9 protein-coding genes and 1 pseudogene are annotated in these 13,446 nt (G+C 60.1%); 6 read left to right on the forward strand and 4 right to left on the reverse strand.

Annotated features, from left to right (window positions below):
• The first annotated feature begins 123 nt into the window (after window positions 1-123).
• The 3 genes from secA (at window position 124) to ETW23_RS20480 (ending at window position 5,617) form a co-directional block, all read left to right on the forward strand.
• Window positions 124-2,826: a preprotein translocase subunit SecA gene (gene secA, locus ETW23_RS20470; RefSeq protein ID WP_134831095.1), complete on the forward strand. Its 2,703-nt coding sequence runs from the start codon at window positions 124-126 to the stop codon at window positions 2,824-2,826.
• Between the two features lie 310 nt (window positions 2,827-3,136).
• Window positions 3,137-4,039, forward strand: a complete 903-nt coding sequence (locus tag ETW23_RS20475) for a hypothetical protein (RefSeq protein ID WP_134831096.1) — start codon at window positions 3,137-3,139, stop codon at window positions 4,037-4,039.
• Between the two features lie 24 nt (window positions 4,040-4,063).
• A complete protein-coding gene (locus ETW23_RS20480) occupies window positions 4,064-5,617 on the forward strand; it encodes a phosphate ABC transporter substrate-binding/OmpA family protein (protein WP_134831097.1) in 1,554 nt (517 codons plus the stop codon).
• 101 nt (window positions 5,618-5,718) lie between these two features.
• Here the strand turns inward: ETW23_RS20480 and radC are convergent, their stop codons facing one another.
• The 3 genes from radC to dnaK form a co-directional block, all read right to left on the reverse strand.
• Window positions 5,719-6,483 (reverse strand): DNA repair protein RadC, encoded by a 765-nt coding sequence (gene radC, locus ETW23_RS20485; RefSeq protein ID WP_134831098.1) that lies wholly within the window; start codon window positions 6,481-6,483, stop codon window positions 5,719-5,721.
• Window positions 6,484-6,748: 265 nt separating this feature from the next.
• The gene (gene dnaJ, locus ETW23_RS20490) at window positions 6,749-7,909 is read right to left on the reverse strand and encodes a molecular chaperone DnaJ (protein ID WP_027257040.1); all 1,161 of its coding nucleotides are present in this window, start codon (window positions 7,907-7,909) and stop codon (window positions 6,749-6,751) included.
• Window positions 7,910-7,987: 78 nt separating this feature from the next.
• Complete coding sequence (gene dnaK, locus ETW23_RS20495) at window positions 7,988-9,910, reverse strand: molecular chaperone DnaK (protein ID WP_129372605.1); 1,923 nt, start codon at window positions 9,908-9,910, stop codon at window positions 7,988-7,990.
• Window positions 9,911-10,123: 213 nt separating this feature from the next.
• Here dnaK and ETW23_RS20500 point away from each other — a divergent pair.
• A pseudogene (locus ETW23_RS20500) lies at window positions 10,124-10,725 on the forward strand (alpha-ketoglutarate-dependent dioxygenase AlkB).
• A gap of 75 nt (window positions 10,726-10,800) precedes the next feature.
• Here the strand turns inward: ETW23_RS20500 and ETW23_RS20505 are convergent.
• On the reverse strand, window positions 10,801-11,622 hold the full coding sequence (locus ETW23_RS20505) for an ABC transporter permease (RefSeq protein WP_129372603.1): 822 nt from the start codon (window positions 11,620-11,622) through the stop codon (window positions 10,801-10,803).
• Window positions 11,623-11,734: 112 nt separating this feature from the next.
• Here ETW23_RS20505 and cysQ point away from each other — a divergent pair, with 112 nt between their 5' ends.
• Window positions 11,735-12,532: a 3'(2'),5'-bisphosphate nucleotidase CysQ gene (gene cysQ / locus ETW23_RS20510; RefSeq protein ID WP_134831099.1), complete on the forward strand. Its 798-nt coding sequence runs from the start codon at window positions 11,735-11,737 to the stop codon at window positions 12,530-12,532.
• Window positions 12,532-13,332, forward strand: coding sequence for a 3-deoxy-manno-octulosonate cytidylyltransferase (locus ETW23_RS20515; protein ID WP_134831100.1), 801 nt, complete (start codon window positions 12,532-12,534; stop codon window positions 13,330-13,332). The genes cysQ and ETW23_RS20515 overlap by 1 nt, the downstream gene beginning before the upstream one ends.
• Window positions 13,333-13,446: the final 114 nt, after the last annotated feature.

Genomic DNA, 13,446 nt, shown 5'->3' on the forward strand with positions numbered 1-13,446 from the left:
CTGCCGCTTACATCGCCTTGAGGCCATTGGCAGGACCGTCTTTCCACCATTGTTTATGGGTTGCGGACACGGCGGGCAAGCCTGCCCGATGCAAAGGCCGGACATAGGATCGCTGGAGAAAACATGCTGGGTTTCGGAACACTCGCCAAAAAGGTTTTCGGCACGCCGAATGACCGTAAGATCAAGGCGACACGGCCGCTGATTGCACAGATCAACGCGCTGGAGGATATGTTCGCGAAGCTCAGCGATGACGGGCTGAAGGACAAGACTGAGGAGCTGCGCAAGCGCGCATTGGGCGGTGAAAGCCTGGACGCGCTGCTGCCCGAAGCCTTTGCCAACGTGCGTGAAGCGGCCAAACGGGCTCTGGGTCTGCGGGCTTTTGATACCCAGCTGATGGGCGGTATTTTCCTGCATCAGGGTAACATTTCCGAGATGAAGACCGGCGAGGGCAAGACCCTGGTGGCGACCTTCCCGGCCTATCTGAATGCGCTGACCGGCAAGGGCGTGCATGTGGTAACGGTGAACGAATACCTGGCCACGCGGGATAGTGAATGGATGGGCAAGGTGTTTGCGCAGCTGGGCATGACCACCGGCGTGATCTGGTCGGGGCAAGCCGACGCCGAGAAGATGGCCGCCTATGACAGCGACGTCACCTATACCACCAACAACGAACTGGGTTTCGACTATCTGCGCGACAACATGAAACCGTCGCTGGACCAGGTGTTTCAGAAGCAGCACAACTTTGCCATCGTCGATGAGGTCGACTCGATCCTGATCGACGAGGCCCGTACCCCGCTGATCATCTCCGGCCCGGCCGAGGACAGGTCCGAACTCTATTCAACTATCGACAAAGTGATCCCGCTGTTGTCGGAAGAACATTATGAAATCGACGAGAAAACCCGTGGTGTGACCTTTACTGAGGACGGCAATGAATACCTGGAGCAGACACTGCGCGAGCACGGTCTGCTGGAAGAGGATGCCTCGCTCTACGATCCGGAAAGCACTACGGTTGTCCACCACGTGAACCAGGCCCTGCGTGCGCACAAGCTGTTCCAGCGGGACAAGGATTATATCGTCCGCAATGGCGAAGTTGTTCTGATCGATGAGTTCACTGGCCGTATGATGCCGGGCCGCCGCCTGTCCGAAGGATTGCACCAGGCCATCGAGGCCAAGGAAGAGGTCAATATCGAGCCGGAGAATACCACACTGGCCTCGGTGACCTTCCAAAATTACTTCCGGCTTTACGACAAGCTCTCGGGCATGACCGGCACTGCGATGACCGAGGCTGATGAGTTCGCCGAGATCTACAGCCTGGGTGTGGTTGAAGTGCCGACCAACCGCCCGATTGCGCGGGTGGATGAGGACGATCAGGTGTACCGCACCGCCCGTGAGAAATATGAGGCGATGATCAAGGAAGCCAAGGTAGCGCATGAAAAGGGTCAGCCGGTTCTGCTTGGCACGACCTCGATCGAGAAATCCGAACTGCTGAGCCAGATGCTGCAGCAGGACGGCATCCCGCACAACGTTTTGAACGCCCGCCACCATGAGCAGGAAGCGCAGATCGTTGCTGATGCCGGCCGCTATGGCGCGGTGACCATTGCCACCAACATGGCCGGCCGCGGCACCGATATTCAGCTCGGCGGCAACGTCGAGATGAAAGTGCTGGAAGTGCTGGAGCAGAACCCCGAGGCTGATCCAGCAGAACTGCGCGCGGCCGAAGAAGCCAAACACGCCGAGGAAAAGCAAAAGGTGCTGGACGCAGGCGGGTTGTTTGTGATGGCTTCCGAACGCCACGAAAGCCGCCGCATCGACAACCAGCTGCGCGGCCGTTCGGGCCGTCAGGGCGATCCGGGCCGGACCCGGTTTTATCTCAGCCTTGAAGACGATCTGATGCGCATTTTCGGCTCGGAACGGCTGGACAAACTGCTGTCATCGCTGGGCATGAAGGAAGGCGAGGCGATCATTCACCCCTGGGTGAATAAATCGCTGGAACGCGCGCAGGCCAAGGTCGAAGGCCGCAACTTCGACATGCGCAAAAACGTTCTGAAGTTCGACGATGTGATGAACGATCAGCGGAAAGTGATCTTCAATCAACGCCGCGAAATTATGGCCGCCGAGGATCTGTCCGAAATTGTCGATGATATGCGTCACGAGGTGATCGACGATCTGCTCGACACCCACATGCCGCCCAAAACCTACGCCGATCAGTGGGACACAGCAGGCCTGCAGGAGCAGGTCCGCGAGATGCTGAGCATTGACGCGCCGGTGGCGGAATGGGCCGCCGAAGAAGGCGTCGATGACGAGCAGATCCGGGAACGTCTGGTTCAGGCTTCTGACAAGATGATGGCGGAAAAAGCCGCGGCCTTTGGTCCGGAAAACATGCGCAACATCGAAAAGCAGGTTCTGCTGCAGACCATAGACAAGAACTGGCGTGAGCATCTGCTGACACTGGAGCATCTGCGCTCGGTGGTGGGTTTCCGCGGCTATGCGCAGCGTGATCCGCTCAATGAATACAAGAACGAAAGCTTTCAGCTGTTCGAAAACATGCTCGATTCCTTGCGTGAAGAAGTGTCCCAGCAGCTTGGCCGCGTGCGCCCGATGACTGAGGAGGAGCAGCAGCAGATGCTGAAGGAAATGGCTGCCCGCCAGGCCGCAATGCAGCAAATGGCAGTTCCGCAGCCAACCGCAGCCGAAGCTCCGGCAGAAGACCCGGCACCGGGTTTCGTGGAGGATGATCCGGCGACCTGGGGCAACCCCTCACGCAATGACAGATGCCCTTGCGGGTCGGGTAAGAAGTTCAAGCACTGCCACGGCAGCCTGGCCTGAAACCTGAAGAAGACATGTAGGTTCCATTTTGAACCTGCGTCCGGCGACGGGCGGGAGATCTCCCGCCCGTCGCTGGTCTTTTGGCAAAGACCGCTTCCGTTGGGCGTGGCGCCGCGCTGTGCGCAGCGCGCTCGGCTGCCAAGGGCTTTTGGAGCTGCCAAGGCACGGGGCGCATAATCGGATTTGTTTCCGGGCAGGCAACAAAGATGGCGTGATTGCCGTATTTGCCGGAATCTCTCCTGCTGGCGGCCACAAACTGGCCGGCATTTGCAGACATGCTTCCTTTACCAAACTCGTTCTGGAGGATCTCATGCTAAGCAAACAGGTGATGCTGACAAGTGCGACGACGCTGGCTTGTGCTTTGGGCATCGGATTTTATATGCAGGCGTCTGGCCCGGGCTTGGTGGTCAACGCCGCTATCCGGACTGCTGCGGCTGATCCTGAAATTCCAGCGGAACCCGAAGCTGCTCAGCTGCAGATCGAAAAGATCACCCTGACATCGGCGCCGCCTGCTGCAATTGCGTTGAAAGCGGCCAGCGAGCCAGCAGAACCCGACTACAGACCGTCCTGCCGGATGACGGCCATGGCTGAAGCTGCCCCGATGGCGATGGTTAATCTCATTGTTGAAGCATCCTGCAGGCCAAACGAGCGCTTAACTGTGCATCACAGCGGCATGACCTTTACGGCTGCGCTGGATCACTCAGGCCGGCTCAGCACACTGGTTCCGGCTTTGACCCGAACAGCGGTTTTCATCGCAGAGACTTCAGGTGGCAGCGGAGCTGTCGCCGTCGCGGAGGTAGACGGCGTTGAAACTGTTGAGCGGATTGTTCTTCAATGGACCGGTAACAGCGGTTTCGAAATCCATGCCCGCGAGTTCGGCGCCGCCTATGGCAGCGCTGGCCATGTCTGGCACGGCGCGGCCGGGGCCGGGCAGGTCGTGCGCTTGGGCGATGACAACCAATTGGCACCGCGTATTGCCGAGGTTTACAGCCTGCCAAGTGACACAAGCGAGTCCGGTACCGTGTCCCTGACTGCTGAGGCCGAAGTGACGGCCGCCAATTGCGGCAGGGATGTTTCCGCCCAGGCACTGCAATTGCGCGGTGGACAGCTCACCAGCCGGGATTTGGTGATGGCAATGCCGGATTGCGATGCAATGGGCAGCTTTCTGGTGTTGAATAATCTGGTAGAAGACTTGAAAATCGCATCCAACTGATTTGCGGTAACTTCAGGTATCCATATGACCTTCTTTCGTGCGGCCATTTGCGCCGCACTTTTTCTGGCAGTCTTTGCGCGCGGTCTTGCTGCTCAGGACGTCACCCTGTCTTCCCCGGATGGCGCAGTTGAAATCACTGGCACGCTGCTGGGATTCGACGGCGAGTTTTATCGGGTCCAGACCCAGTTCGGCGAACTCACCGTCGATGGATCAGGCGTTGCGTGCGATGGGCCAGGCTGCCCCAGTCTGTCCGGATTTGTTTCGGAAATCACTTTGGCCGGTTCTTCCGCCATGTCAGAAGTTCTGATGCCTGCGCTGATTGAAGGCTTCGCCCTGCGAAATGGCTATCAGACTCACTTGGAGGCATTGCCCGACGGGAATTTCAGTCATGTCCTGCTGCGCGGGCAAAAGCCGGCCGCACGTTTCACTTTCCTGGCCAGTAATACCGATGGAGGATTTGCGGCTCTTATCGCGGATGAGGCGGATGTGGCGATGGCATTGCGGGAAATCCGGCCGCTTGAACAAAAGGCCGCCCGTGCCGCAGGACTGGGTGATCTGACCGGCCCGGGCCGCAGCCGTGTTCTCGCGTTGGACGCCTTTGTGCCGGTCGTGGCGCCCAGCAACCCGGTGCGCGAGATTTCCTTGCTTCAACTGGCAGGAATATATTCCGGTCAGATCACTAACTGGCAAACGGTTGGCGGTCCTGATGCCCCGATTTCGCTGCATATGCCGGTTTCCGGCTCCGGCCTCGCCCAGGCGGTGGAGGATCGTCTGATGGTGCCTTTTGGGGCTGGGTTCACAACACGAATCCGCCGCCATGACCGCAGCAGCACACTTGCCCGCCGGGTTCTCGTCGATCCCTTTGCGATTGGCATCGCCAGCTTTGCCGAGAAAGGCGCGGCGCGGATGCTGACATTGACCGGCCCTTGCGGGTTCTCTCTGCAGGCCAGCCGCCGGGCAGTAAAGACTGAAGACTATCCGCTGACGGTTCCCATGTTTCTTTACCTGCCGGCCCGCCGCCTGCCCAAGATTGCGCGGGATTTCCTGGCTTATGTGCGGGGACCTGCGGCGCAGGCAGTTATTCGCCGGGCAGGATTTGTCGATCAGGCGCCAGAACGGATCCCGGTCAGCCGCCAGGGCCGCCGCCTGGCAAATGCGATTCTGGCTTCAAAGGAAAAATCCGGACTGGAGGAACTTCAGCGGCTGGTGACCCTGCTGGGCGGCATGCGGCGGTTGACCATCTCGTTCCGGTTCGAACCTGGGTCGGCGCGCCCTGATGCGCAGTCCCGCAGCAACGTCGAGCAGCTGGCCCGCGCGCTGGAGGCAGGAGAGTTTGACGGAAAAGAAGTTGTTTTTGCTGGGTTTTCTGATGGTGTCGGGCCATCTGAAGGCAATCGGCGGATTGCTCTGAAGCGGGCTGGCGCGGTTCGGGATGCGGTGATCAAAGCAGCAGAGACGGCAGATGCAACCCGGGTGCAGATCAGCACACATGGCTTTGGCGAGGCCCTGCCGATGGCCTGTGATGACAGCGAATGGGGGCGGCAGATCAACCGCCGGGTTGAGGTCTGGGTGCGCTGAGTACCGGGGCGGAGGGCGGGCTCCCGCGCATTTGACATGGCATCAGAGATGCCTTGTAAATCCTTGGGCCGGGCACCGCGCTGGCGCGCGCTGCGGCAGCGCTAGAGAAGCCCGCGGGCGCGAAAGCTTAACTCGGTGGATTTACCGATGATCAGGTGGTCGTGCAGGGTGATGCCAAGGGCAGTCAGGGCGGCCTGAACCTGGTTGGTCATACTGAGGTCGCTGTCCGAAGGTGTGGGGTCGCCGGACGGGTGATTATGAACTAAAATCAAAGCACTGGCGTTGATCTCAAGGGCCCGCTTGGCGACCTCCCGGGGGTAAACCGGGACATGGTCGACGGTGCCTCGCGCCTGTTCTTCGTCGGCGATCAGCACGTTCTTGCGATCAAGGAACAGGATACGGAATTGCTCAGTTTCGCGGTGCGCCATGGTGGTATGGCAGTAGTCCAGCAATGCGTCCCAACTGGAAATCACCTGCCGCTGCATCACGCGGGCGCGGGCCATGCGGTGGGCTGCGGCCTCCAGTACCTTAAGGTCGGTGATCACCGCATCGCCAATGCCCCTGATCTGGGCCAGCCGTTCCGGAGAGGCCGTTACAACCCGGTTGAAATCTCCAAAACTATCAAGAAGCAGCCGGGCCAGAGGCTTTACGTCGCGGCGCGGAATGGAGCGGAACAGGACCAGTTCCAGAAGCTCGTAGTCCGGCATTGCGGCGGCACCGCCCTGCAGGAAACGCTCGCGCAGGCGGGCGCGGTGGTCCTTGATGTAGGAGGGCAGGCGGCCTTGGGGCAGGGGGGCCGCAGGGATTTCGTCGCCGCCGGGAAACAGCGGCAGCGAAACTTCCTCGAATACGGGATCCTTGGCCATGGCGCTATGGTGGTGCCATCATGGTTGAGGAAGTGTTAATGAGCGCCGTAGAGGAGCGGCAGCGGGGGGGTGACAGGCGTGCACCCCCTGTACACTCCCTTATGCACCGCCGCGGTGCGGCATGGGTTGTGAGAGAGGAAGGGACGGGGCAAAAAGAAAAGCGCCCCGAGTGGGGGCGCTTTTGATTGAGCCGGTTTAGGCAAACGCCCGGGGCTCCGCCCGTTCGGCCCTGAAACGCTCCCCCGGAGCGTTTCCAGGACGAGCCTCACCCCTTCATGCCGTCCCAGAAGCTTTTCACCGAAGAGAAGAAGCTGCGGGACTCGGGGTTGGTGTTGTCCTCGGACATTTCCTCGAACTCGCGCAGAAGCTCTTTCTGGCGGGCAGTGAGGTTGACCGGAGTTTCCACCGCCAGTTCAATGAACATGTCGCCGGTGGCACCGCCGCGCAGAGCCGGCATACCTTTGCTGCGCAGACGCATCTGACGGCCGGACTGGCTGCCTTCGGGGATCTGGACCCGGCCGCGGCCGCCGTCGATGGTCGGCACCTCGATGGAGCCGCCAAGGGCTGCCTTGGCCATGCTGACCGGCACCCGGCAGTACAGGTTGTTGCCGTCGCGCTCGAACAGGGCGTGCGGAGCAACCTCGACAAAGATGTAGAGATCACCGGGAGGGCCGCCGCGCAGGCCTGCTTCGCCTTCGCCTGCCAGGCGGATGCGGGTGCCTGTTTCAACTCCCGCCGGGATGTTCACCGACAGCGAGCGGTCCTTTTCCACCCGGCCGTGGCCGTGGCAGGATTTGCACGGGTTTTTGATGATCTGACCCAGGCCCGAACAGGTCGGGCAGGTGCGTTCAACGGTGAAGAAGCCCTGCTGCGCGCGGACCTTGCCCATGCCAGAACAGGTCGGGCAGGTTGTGGGTTCCACGCCGCCTTCGGCGCCTGTTCCCTCGCAGGAGGTACAGGAGACCGAGGTCGGAACCTTGATGGTCTTGTGCAAGCCGCCAAAAGCGTCTTCCAGCGAGACCCGCAGATTATAACGCAGGTCAGCACCGCGGGAAGCCCGCTGCCGTCCGCCGCCGCCACCGCGCTGGCCGCCCATGAAATCGCCGAACAGGTCGTCGAAGACATCGGAAAAGGCGGAGGAGAAGTCGCCGCCGCCAAAGCCTTGGCCCTGACCGCCGCGCTGGCCGCCGCCCATGCCGTTTTCAAACGCAGCATGGCCAAAGCGGTCATAGGCGGCCTTTTTTTCGGCGTCCTTCAGGACGTCATAAGCCTCGTTGGCTTCCTTGAACTGCGATTCGGCGTCCGGATTGTCGGAATTCCGGTCGGGGTGCAGTTCTTTGGCCTTCTTGCGAAAGCCCTTTTTGATTTCGTCTGCGGTGGCGCCCTTGGCCACGCCCAGAACGTCGTAATAGTCGCGTTTTGACATCGGATAACCCCATCTGCCTCAACGAAAATGGGCCGGTCCGGGGTCCGGACCGGCCCGCTATGGCCTGCGTATCAGGCGTTAGCGTTTGTCGTTGTCCAGGTCTTCGAATTCCGCGTCAACGATGTCGTCATCCGCAGGGCTTGCGGTCTCATCCGCGGCGGCCGGCTCGTCTTCGCTGTCCGCTTCGGCCTGTGCTTTGTAGATCGCTTCACCCAGCTTCATAGCGGACTCGGTGACGTTCTGAATGCCCGCTTTGATTTTCTCGGCAGTCGATTTCTCGTTCTCCAGATCATCCTTCAGCGCGGCGATGGCCAGTTCGATCACCTCGACGGTCGACGGATCGACCTTATCAGTGTGCTCTTCCACGGCTTTTTCGGTCGAGTGGATCAGGCTTTCGGCCTGATTCCGGGCTTCGATCAGCTCGCGGCGTTCCTTGTCCGCTTCGGCGTTCTCTTCGGCGTCCTTAACCATTTTTTCGATATCGTCGTCCGAGAGGCCGCCCGATGCCTGGATGGTGATCTGCTGTTCCTTGCCGGTCGCCTTGTCCTTGGCGCCAACCGACACGATGCCGTTGGCGTCGATGTCAAAGGTCACTTCGATCTGCGGCAGGCCGCGGGGCGCCGGCGGGATTTCCTCGAGGTTGAACTGGCCGAGCATCTTGTTGTCGGCGGCCATTTCACGCTCACCCTGGAAGCAGCGGATAGTCACGGCGTTCTGGTTGTCTTCCGCGGTCGAGAACACCTGGGACTTCTTGGTCGGGATGGTGGTGTTACGGTCGATCAGTCGGGTGAAGACGCCGCCCAGGGTTTCAATACCCAGGGACAGCGGGGTCACGTCGAGCAGCACCACGTCCTTGACGTCGCCCTGAAGAACGCCGGCCTGGATGGCGGCGCCCATGGCAACCACTTCATCCGGGTTCACACCCTTGTGCGGCTCTTTGCCGAAGAATTTGGTGACTTCTTCAATGACGCGCGGCATGCGGGTCATGCCGCCAACCAGAACCACTTCGTCAATGTCGGAAGCGGACAGGCCAGCGTCCTTGAGGGCCGCCTTGCAGGGATCCATCGAACGCTTGATCAGGTCGGAGACCAGGCTTTCCAGCTTGGCACGGGTCAGTTTCATCACCATGTGCAGCGGCTGGCCCGAAGACGGGTCCATCGAGATGAACGGCTGGTTGATCTCGGTCTGCGAGGTGGAGGAGAGTTCGATCTTGGCTTTCTCTGCGGCCTCTTTCAGGCGCTGAAGGGCCATTTTGTCCTTGGACAGATCGACACCGTTTTCCTTTTTGAACTGGTCCGCCAGGTAGTTGACGATACGCATGTCAAAGTCTTCGCCGCCCAGGAAGGTGTCGCCGTTGGTCGACTTCACTTCGAACAGGCCGTCGTCGATTTCCAGGATAGTCACGTCGAAGGTGCCGCCGCCGAGGTCATAAACCGCGATGGTCTGGGTTTCTTCCTTGTCGAGGCCGTAGGCCAGCGCAGCCGCGGTCGGCTCGTTGATGATGCGCAGCACCTCGAGGCCAGCAATCTTACCGGCGTCTTTAGTGGCCTGACGCTGTGCGTCGTTGAAATAGGCCGGGACAGTGATGACCGCCTGGGTGACTTCCTCGCCCAGGTAGGATTCCGCGGTCTCTTTCATCTTACCCAGGGTAAAGGCAGAGATCTGCGACGGGGAGTATTTCTCACCCTTGGCTTCGACCCATGCGTCGCCGTTGCCGCCGTTGACGATGGAAAACGGCACCATCTTTTTGTCTTTGGCGACTGCGGCGTCGTCGAACCGGCGGCCGATCAGGCGCTTAACGCCAAACACGGTGTTGTCGGGGTTGGTGACGGCCTGGCGTTTGGCCGGCTGGCCGACCAGGCGTTCGTTGTCGGTAAAGGCAACAATAGACGGGGTTGTGCGTGCGCCCTCGGCGTTTTCAATCACGCGGGGCTGGGAGCCATCCATGATGGCCACGCAGGAGTTGGTGGTACCCAGGTCAATGCCGATAACTTTGCTCATTTGCGATCCCTTTTTACTACTCAAGGCGATTACCCGAGGCCTGAACCCGTTGCGGCATCCTGGCCCGATGGAAGTTGCGGTTTGGTCTGCACCTTGCCGCGTCCCGGCGTATATAGGGAGCAGAAAACGCCCCTGCAAGCGCTCAGGCACGCTGAGATGCGTGAATCAATGCGCTTTTTTGCAAGGGTCATGGTTAAGGATGGATGAACGGCAATGACCTTGCTGCGTGTGCGCGGATTTGATGTCTACAAGGGGTTTCTTGAACCGGCTCGGCAAGCAGCGTTGATAGACGCGTTGCGGCCGGTGCTGAAGGCGGCACCGCTGTTCTCACCCAAGGTGCCGGGGGCGGGCAGATGTCGGTGCGGATGACATCGGCGGGGCAATTCGGCTGGTATTCTGACGCCTCCGGATACCGCTATGCTGAGCAGCACCCCTCAGGGCGGAACTGGCCTGAAATCCCGGAGGCAATATTGGAGATTTGGCGGCAATTGACCGGGCAGGAGCGGGCACCGGAATGCTGCTTGCTGAATTACTATGGAGAGGGTGCGCGGATGGGGCTGCATCAGGACAAGGATGAGGCGGATTTCTCTTACCCCGTGGTATCCATCAGCTTGGGCGATGACGCGCTGTTCCGGATTGGCAACCTCAGCCGTGGCGGCAAGACGGAATCGGTCTGGCTCAACTCAGGCGATGCGGTGGTGATGGGCGGTGATGCGCGGCTGACATATCACGGGGTAGACCGGATCCGGTTTAAGTCCTCGCGGCTGCTGCCCAAGGGCGGCCGGATCAATCTGACGCTCAGAGTGGTTGCGTGACGCCGGCAGGGCGCAAAAGTTTTAAGGAAAACTTTTGCCAAGACTTTTTGAAAAGTCTTGGTCCGGGTTTTGCGGCTACCGCCGTGCGCTCCAGCTGATGGAAACCTGGCGCCGGGTGTAGAATTCGCCCATCAGGCCGATCACGATCAGCACCAGCGCTACCCAAGCAGCATACTGCCAGGAACTGAAATGCGGGTTATAGTTGATAAAGACAAAGCCGCGGGCCTGGTCGATACAGTGAAACAGGGGGTTCCAGTCGAACATGGCAAGCATGAAACTGGGCAGCGTGTTGGCCAGGAACATCTTGCCCGACGCGATCATATTAGCGCGTTGGTAGATCATCGTCAGAATACTCACCAGCCCAGGTGCCCAGGGTTTCAGCACCAGGAACACCAGCCCGACGGCGGCGCCGGTGGTCCAGGCCAGCAAAATCATGCCAAAGGCGGGTATTGGCTCTTCGATATGCACGGGCGTGAATGCGACGTGGTAGACAAACAGGATGATGAACAGTGACAGCACTTGGATATACAGCGCGCCGATTGCGGCAGATAGAATGGCCACCATCGTGTTCATCGGCGCATGCTGCATCATCGGGCTGCTGGGCCCCTCAGCACCGGCAACGGCACCGACTGTCTTGGTGTGAACCATGAACAGAAACACACCGGACATAACATAAAGCAGAAAGTCGCCGCGAATTGCTGAGCCGCGCAGGCCCAGCAGCGCGAACATGGCAAAAAACGCCCCGACGAAGAGGACGGCTTGCATGATGTTCAGCGCAAGTGCCGCAAAGGCATTATTGTGTTTGGAACGGACGCTGCGCACGACCGAATGGAATACCACCTCGCTAAGCGTGAGGAGCCCGGACAACGAGGATTGCTGCGTGCGCTGCTGAAACATGAGGCCTGTATTCTCTGCTCGAATTTGATGCGGCTGCTTGCCGTTCCGCTATCTGCGCATCATAAGGGGCAAGAGGCAAATTTTCAATTAAACCCATGTTAGGGAGATCTGCGTGACGTATGAAGACCTGGTGCCCGTGATCCGCCGCCTGGCAATTGAGGCCGGCGCAAAGATCATGGAAATCTACAATTCCGACGATTTCAACGTGAAGGTTAAATCCGACGAAAGCCCGGTAACAGCTGCGGATGAGGCTGCTGATGCGTTGATCTCGGCCGGGCTGCGGGCGGCCTTCCCGGATATGATGCTGGTCACCGAAGAACAGTCTGACTCGCACAAAGAGCGCGGCGATACCTTTCTGATCGTCGACCCGCTGGACGGCACCAAGGAATTCATCCACCGCCGCGGCGATTTCACTGTGAACATTGCGCTGGTGGAAAAAGGCGTGCCGACCCGCGGCGTGGTCTATGCACCGGCCAAAGAACGGATGTTCTTTACCCTGGCGGATGGCAGCGCGGTTGAGGAAACCGGCGCGTTCGATCCAGAAACTATCGGTGCAACAGCGCCGATCCGGGTCGCCGGCAGCGACAACGCTGCGCTGATGGTGGTGGCGTCGAAGTCACACCGCGATCAGGCAACCGACGATTACATCGGCAAGTACAAAGTGAAGGATAGCAAAAGCGCCGGCTCTTCGCTGAAGTTCTGCCTGGTGGCCACTGGTGAGGCGGATCTGTATCCGCGTGTCGGCCGCACTATGGAATGGGACACAGCTGCCGGTCACGCGGTGCTTGCCGGCGCTGGCGGCAAAGTGGTGCGTTTTGACGATCACTCCCCGCTTGTTTACGGCAAGGAAGGTTATGCGAACCCGTTCTTCATTGCCTATGCACCGGCTGTGGAGCTGAAGAAAGCCTGATGTCTGTCCTGATCGTCATCCCCGCCCGCTACGCCTCGACCCGCTACCCCGGCAAGCCGCTGGTGCCGCTGACCGGTGCCACCGGTGAGGCCCGCACGCTGGTGGAACGCTCCTGGCGGGCGGCCTGTTCGGTGCAAGGCGTGGACAGGGTGGTGGTGGCAACCGATGATGATCGCATCAGGCAGGCAGCCGAAGGCTTTGGTGCCGAAGTGGTGATGACTTCGGAGGCCTGCGGCAATGGCACTGAACGCTGCGCCGAGGCGCATGCAGCGCTGGGCAGCGGTTATGAGATTGTGGTGAACCTGCAGGGCGACGCTCCGCTGACACCGCACTGGTTTGTCGAAGATCTGGTGGCGGGGCTGCGCGCAGCGCCCGGCATGGGGCTGGCTACACCGGTGCTGCGCTGCAATGGCGAGACGCTGAACAGTCTTCTGGCCGATCGCAAGGCCGGCCGGGTTGGCGGCACCACCGCAGTATTTGCCGAAGACCGCAGTGCGCTCTATTTCACTAAAGAAGTGGTTCCGTACTGCGCGCAGACCTTTGGTGATGGCGAAAACACGCCGGTCTTTCACCATGTCGGCGTCTATGCCTACCGCCCGGACGCCTTGGCGGCGTATTCTGGCTGGACGGCGGGGCCGCTGGAGAAACTGGAAGGGCTGGAACAGCTGCGCTTCCTGGAGAACGGCCGCAAAGTTTTGTGTGTCGAAGTCGAAGCCCGAGGGCGCGAGTTTTGGGAGCTGAATAACCCGGAAGATGTGCCGCGGCTGGAGACGATGATGAAGAAGATGGGTCACGAGTAGGCGAAGAATGGTAAAAGGTACTGACACAGGCATAAGCACACTGATGGGATGCAGCCCGGGGCCGCTGGCAGCCGCATCGCGAATTGTTGGGGACAGCCAGGTCTAGCGGAGCTT

It is taken from the genome of Leisingera sp. NJS201 (assembly GCF_004535885.1).
GTDB lineage: Bacteria > Pseudomonadota > Alphaproteobacteria > Rhodobacterales > Rhodobacteraceae > Leisingera.

Bases quoted from the DNA above. Each gene is read 5' to 3' on its own strand.
- secA (WP_134831095.1), top strand. From the start codon at position 124: ATGCTGGGTTTCGGAACACTCGCCAAAAAGGTTTTCGGCACGCCGAAT.
- ETW23_RS20505 (WP_129372603.1), bottom strand. From the start codon at position 11,622: ATGTTTCAGCAGCGCACGCAGCAATCCTCGTTGTCCGGGCTCCTCACG.
- ETW23_RS20475 (WP_134831096.1), top strand. From the start codon at position 3,137: ATGCTAAGCAAACAGGTGATGCTGACAAGTGCGACGACGCTGGCTTGT.
- dnaJ (WP_027257040.1), bottom strand. From the start codon at position 7,909: ATGTCAAAACGCGACTATTACGACGTTCTGGGCGTGGCCAAGGGCGCC.
- dnaK (WP_129372605.1), bottom strand. From the start codon at position 9,910: ATGAGCAAAGTTATCGGCATTGACCTGGGTACCACCAACTCCTGCGTG.
- ETW23_RS20480 (WP_134831097.1), top strand. From the start codon at position 4,064: ATGACCTTCTTTCGTGCGGCCATTTGCGCCGCACTTTTTCTGGCAGTC.
- radC (WP_134831098.1), bottom strand. From the start codon at position 6,483: ATGGCCAAGGATCCCGTATTCGAGGAAGTTTCGCTGCCGCTGTTTCCC.
- ETW23_RS20515 (WP_134831100.1), top strand. From the start codon at position 12,532: ATGTCTGTCCTGATCGTCATCCCCGCCCGCTACGCCTCGACCCGCTAC.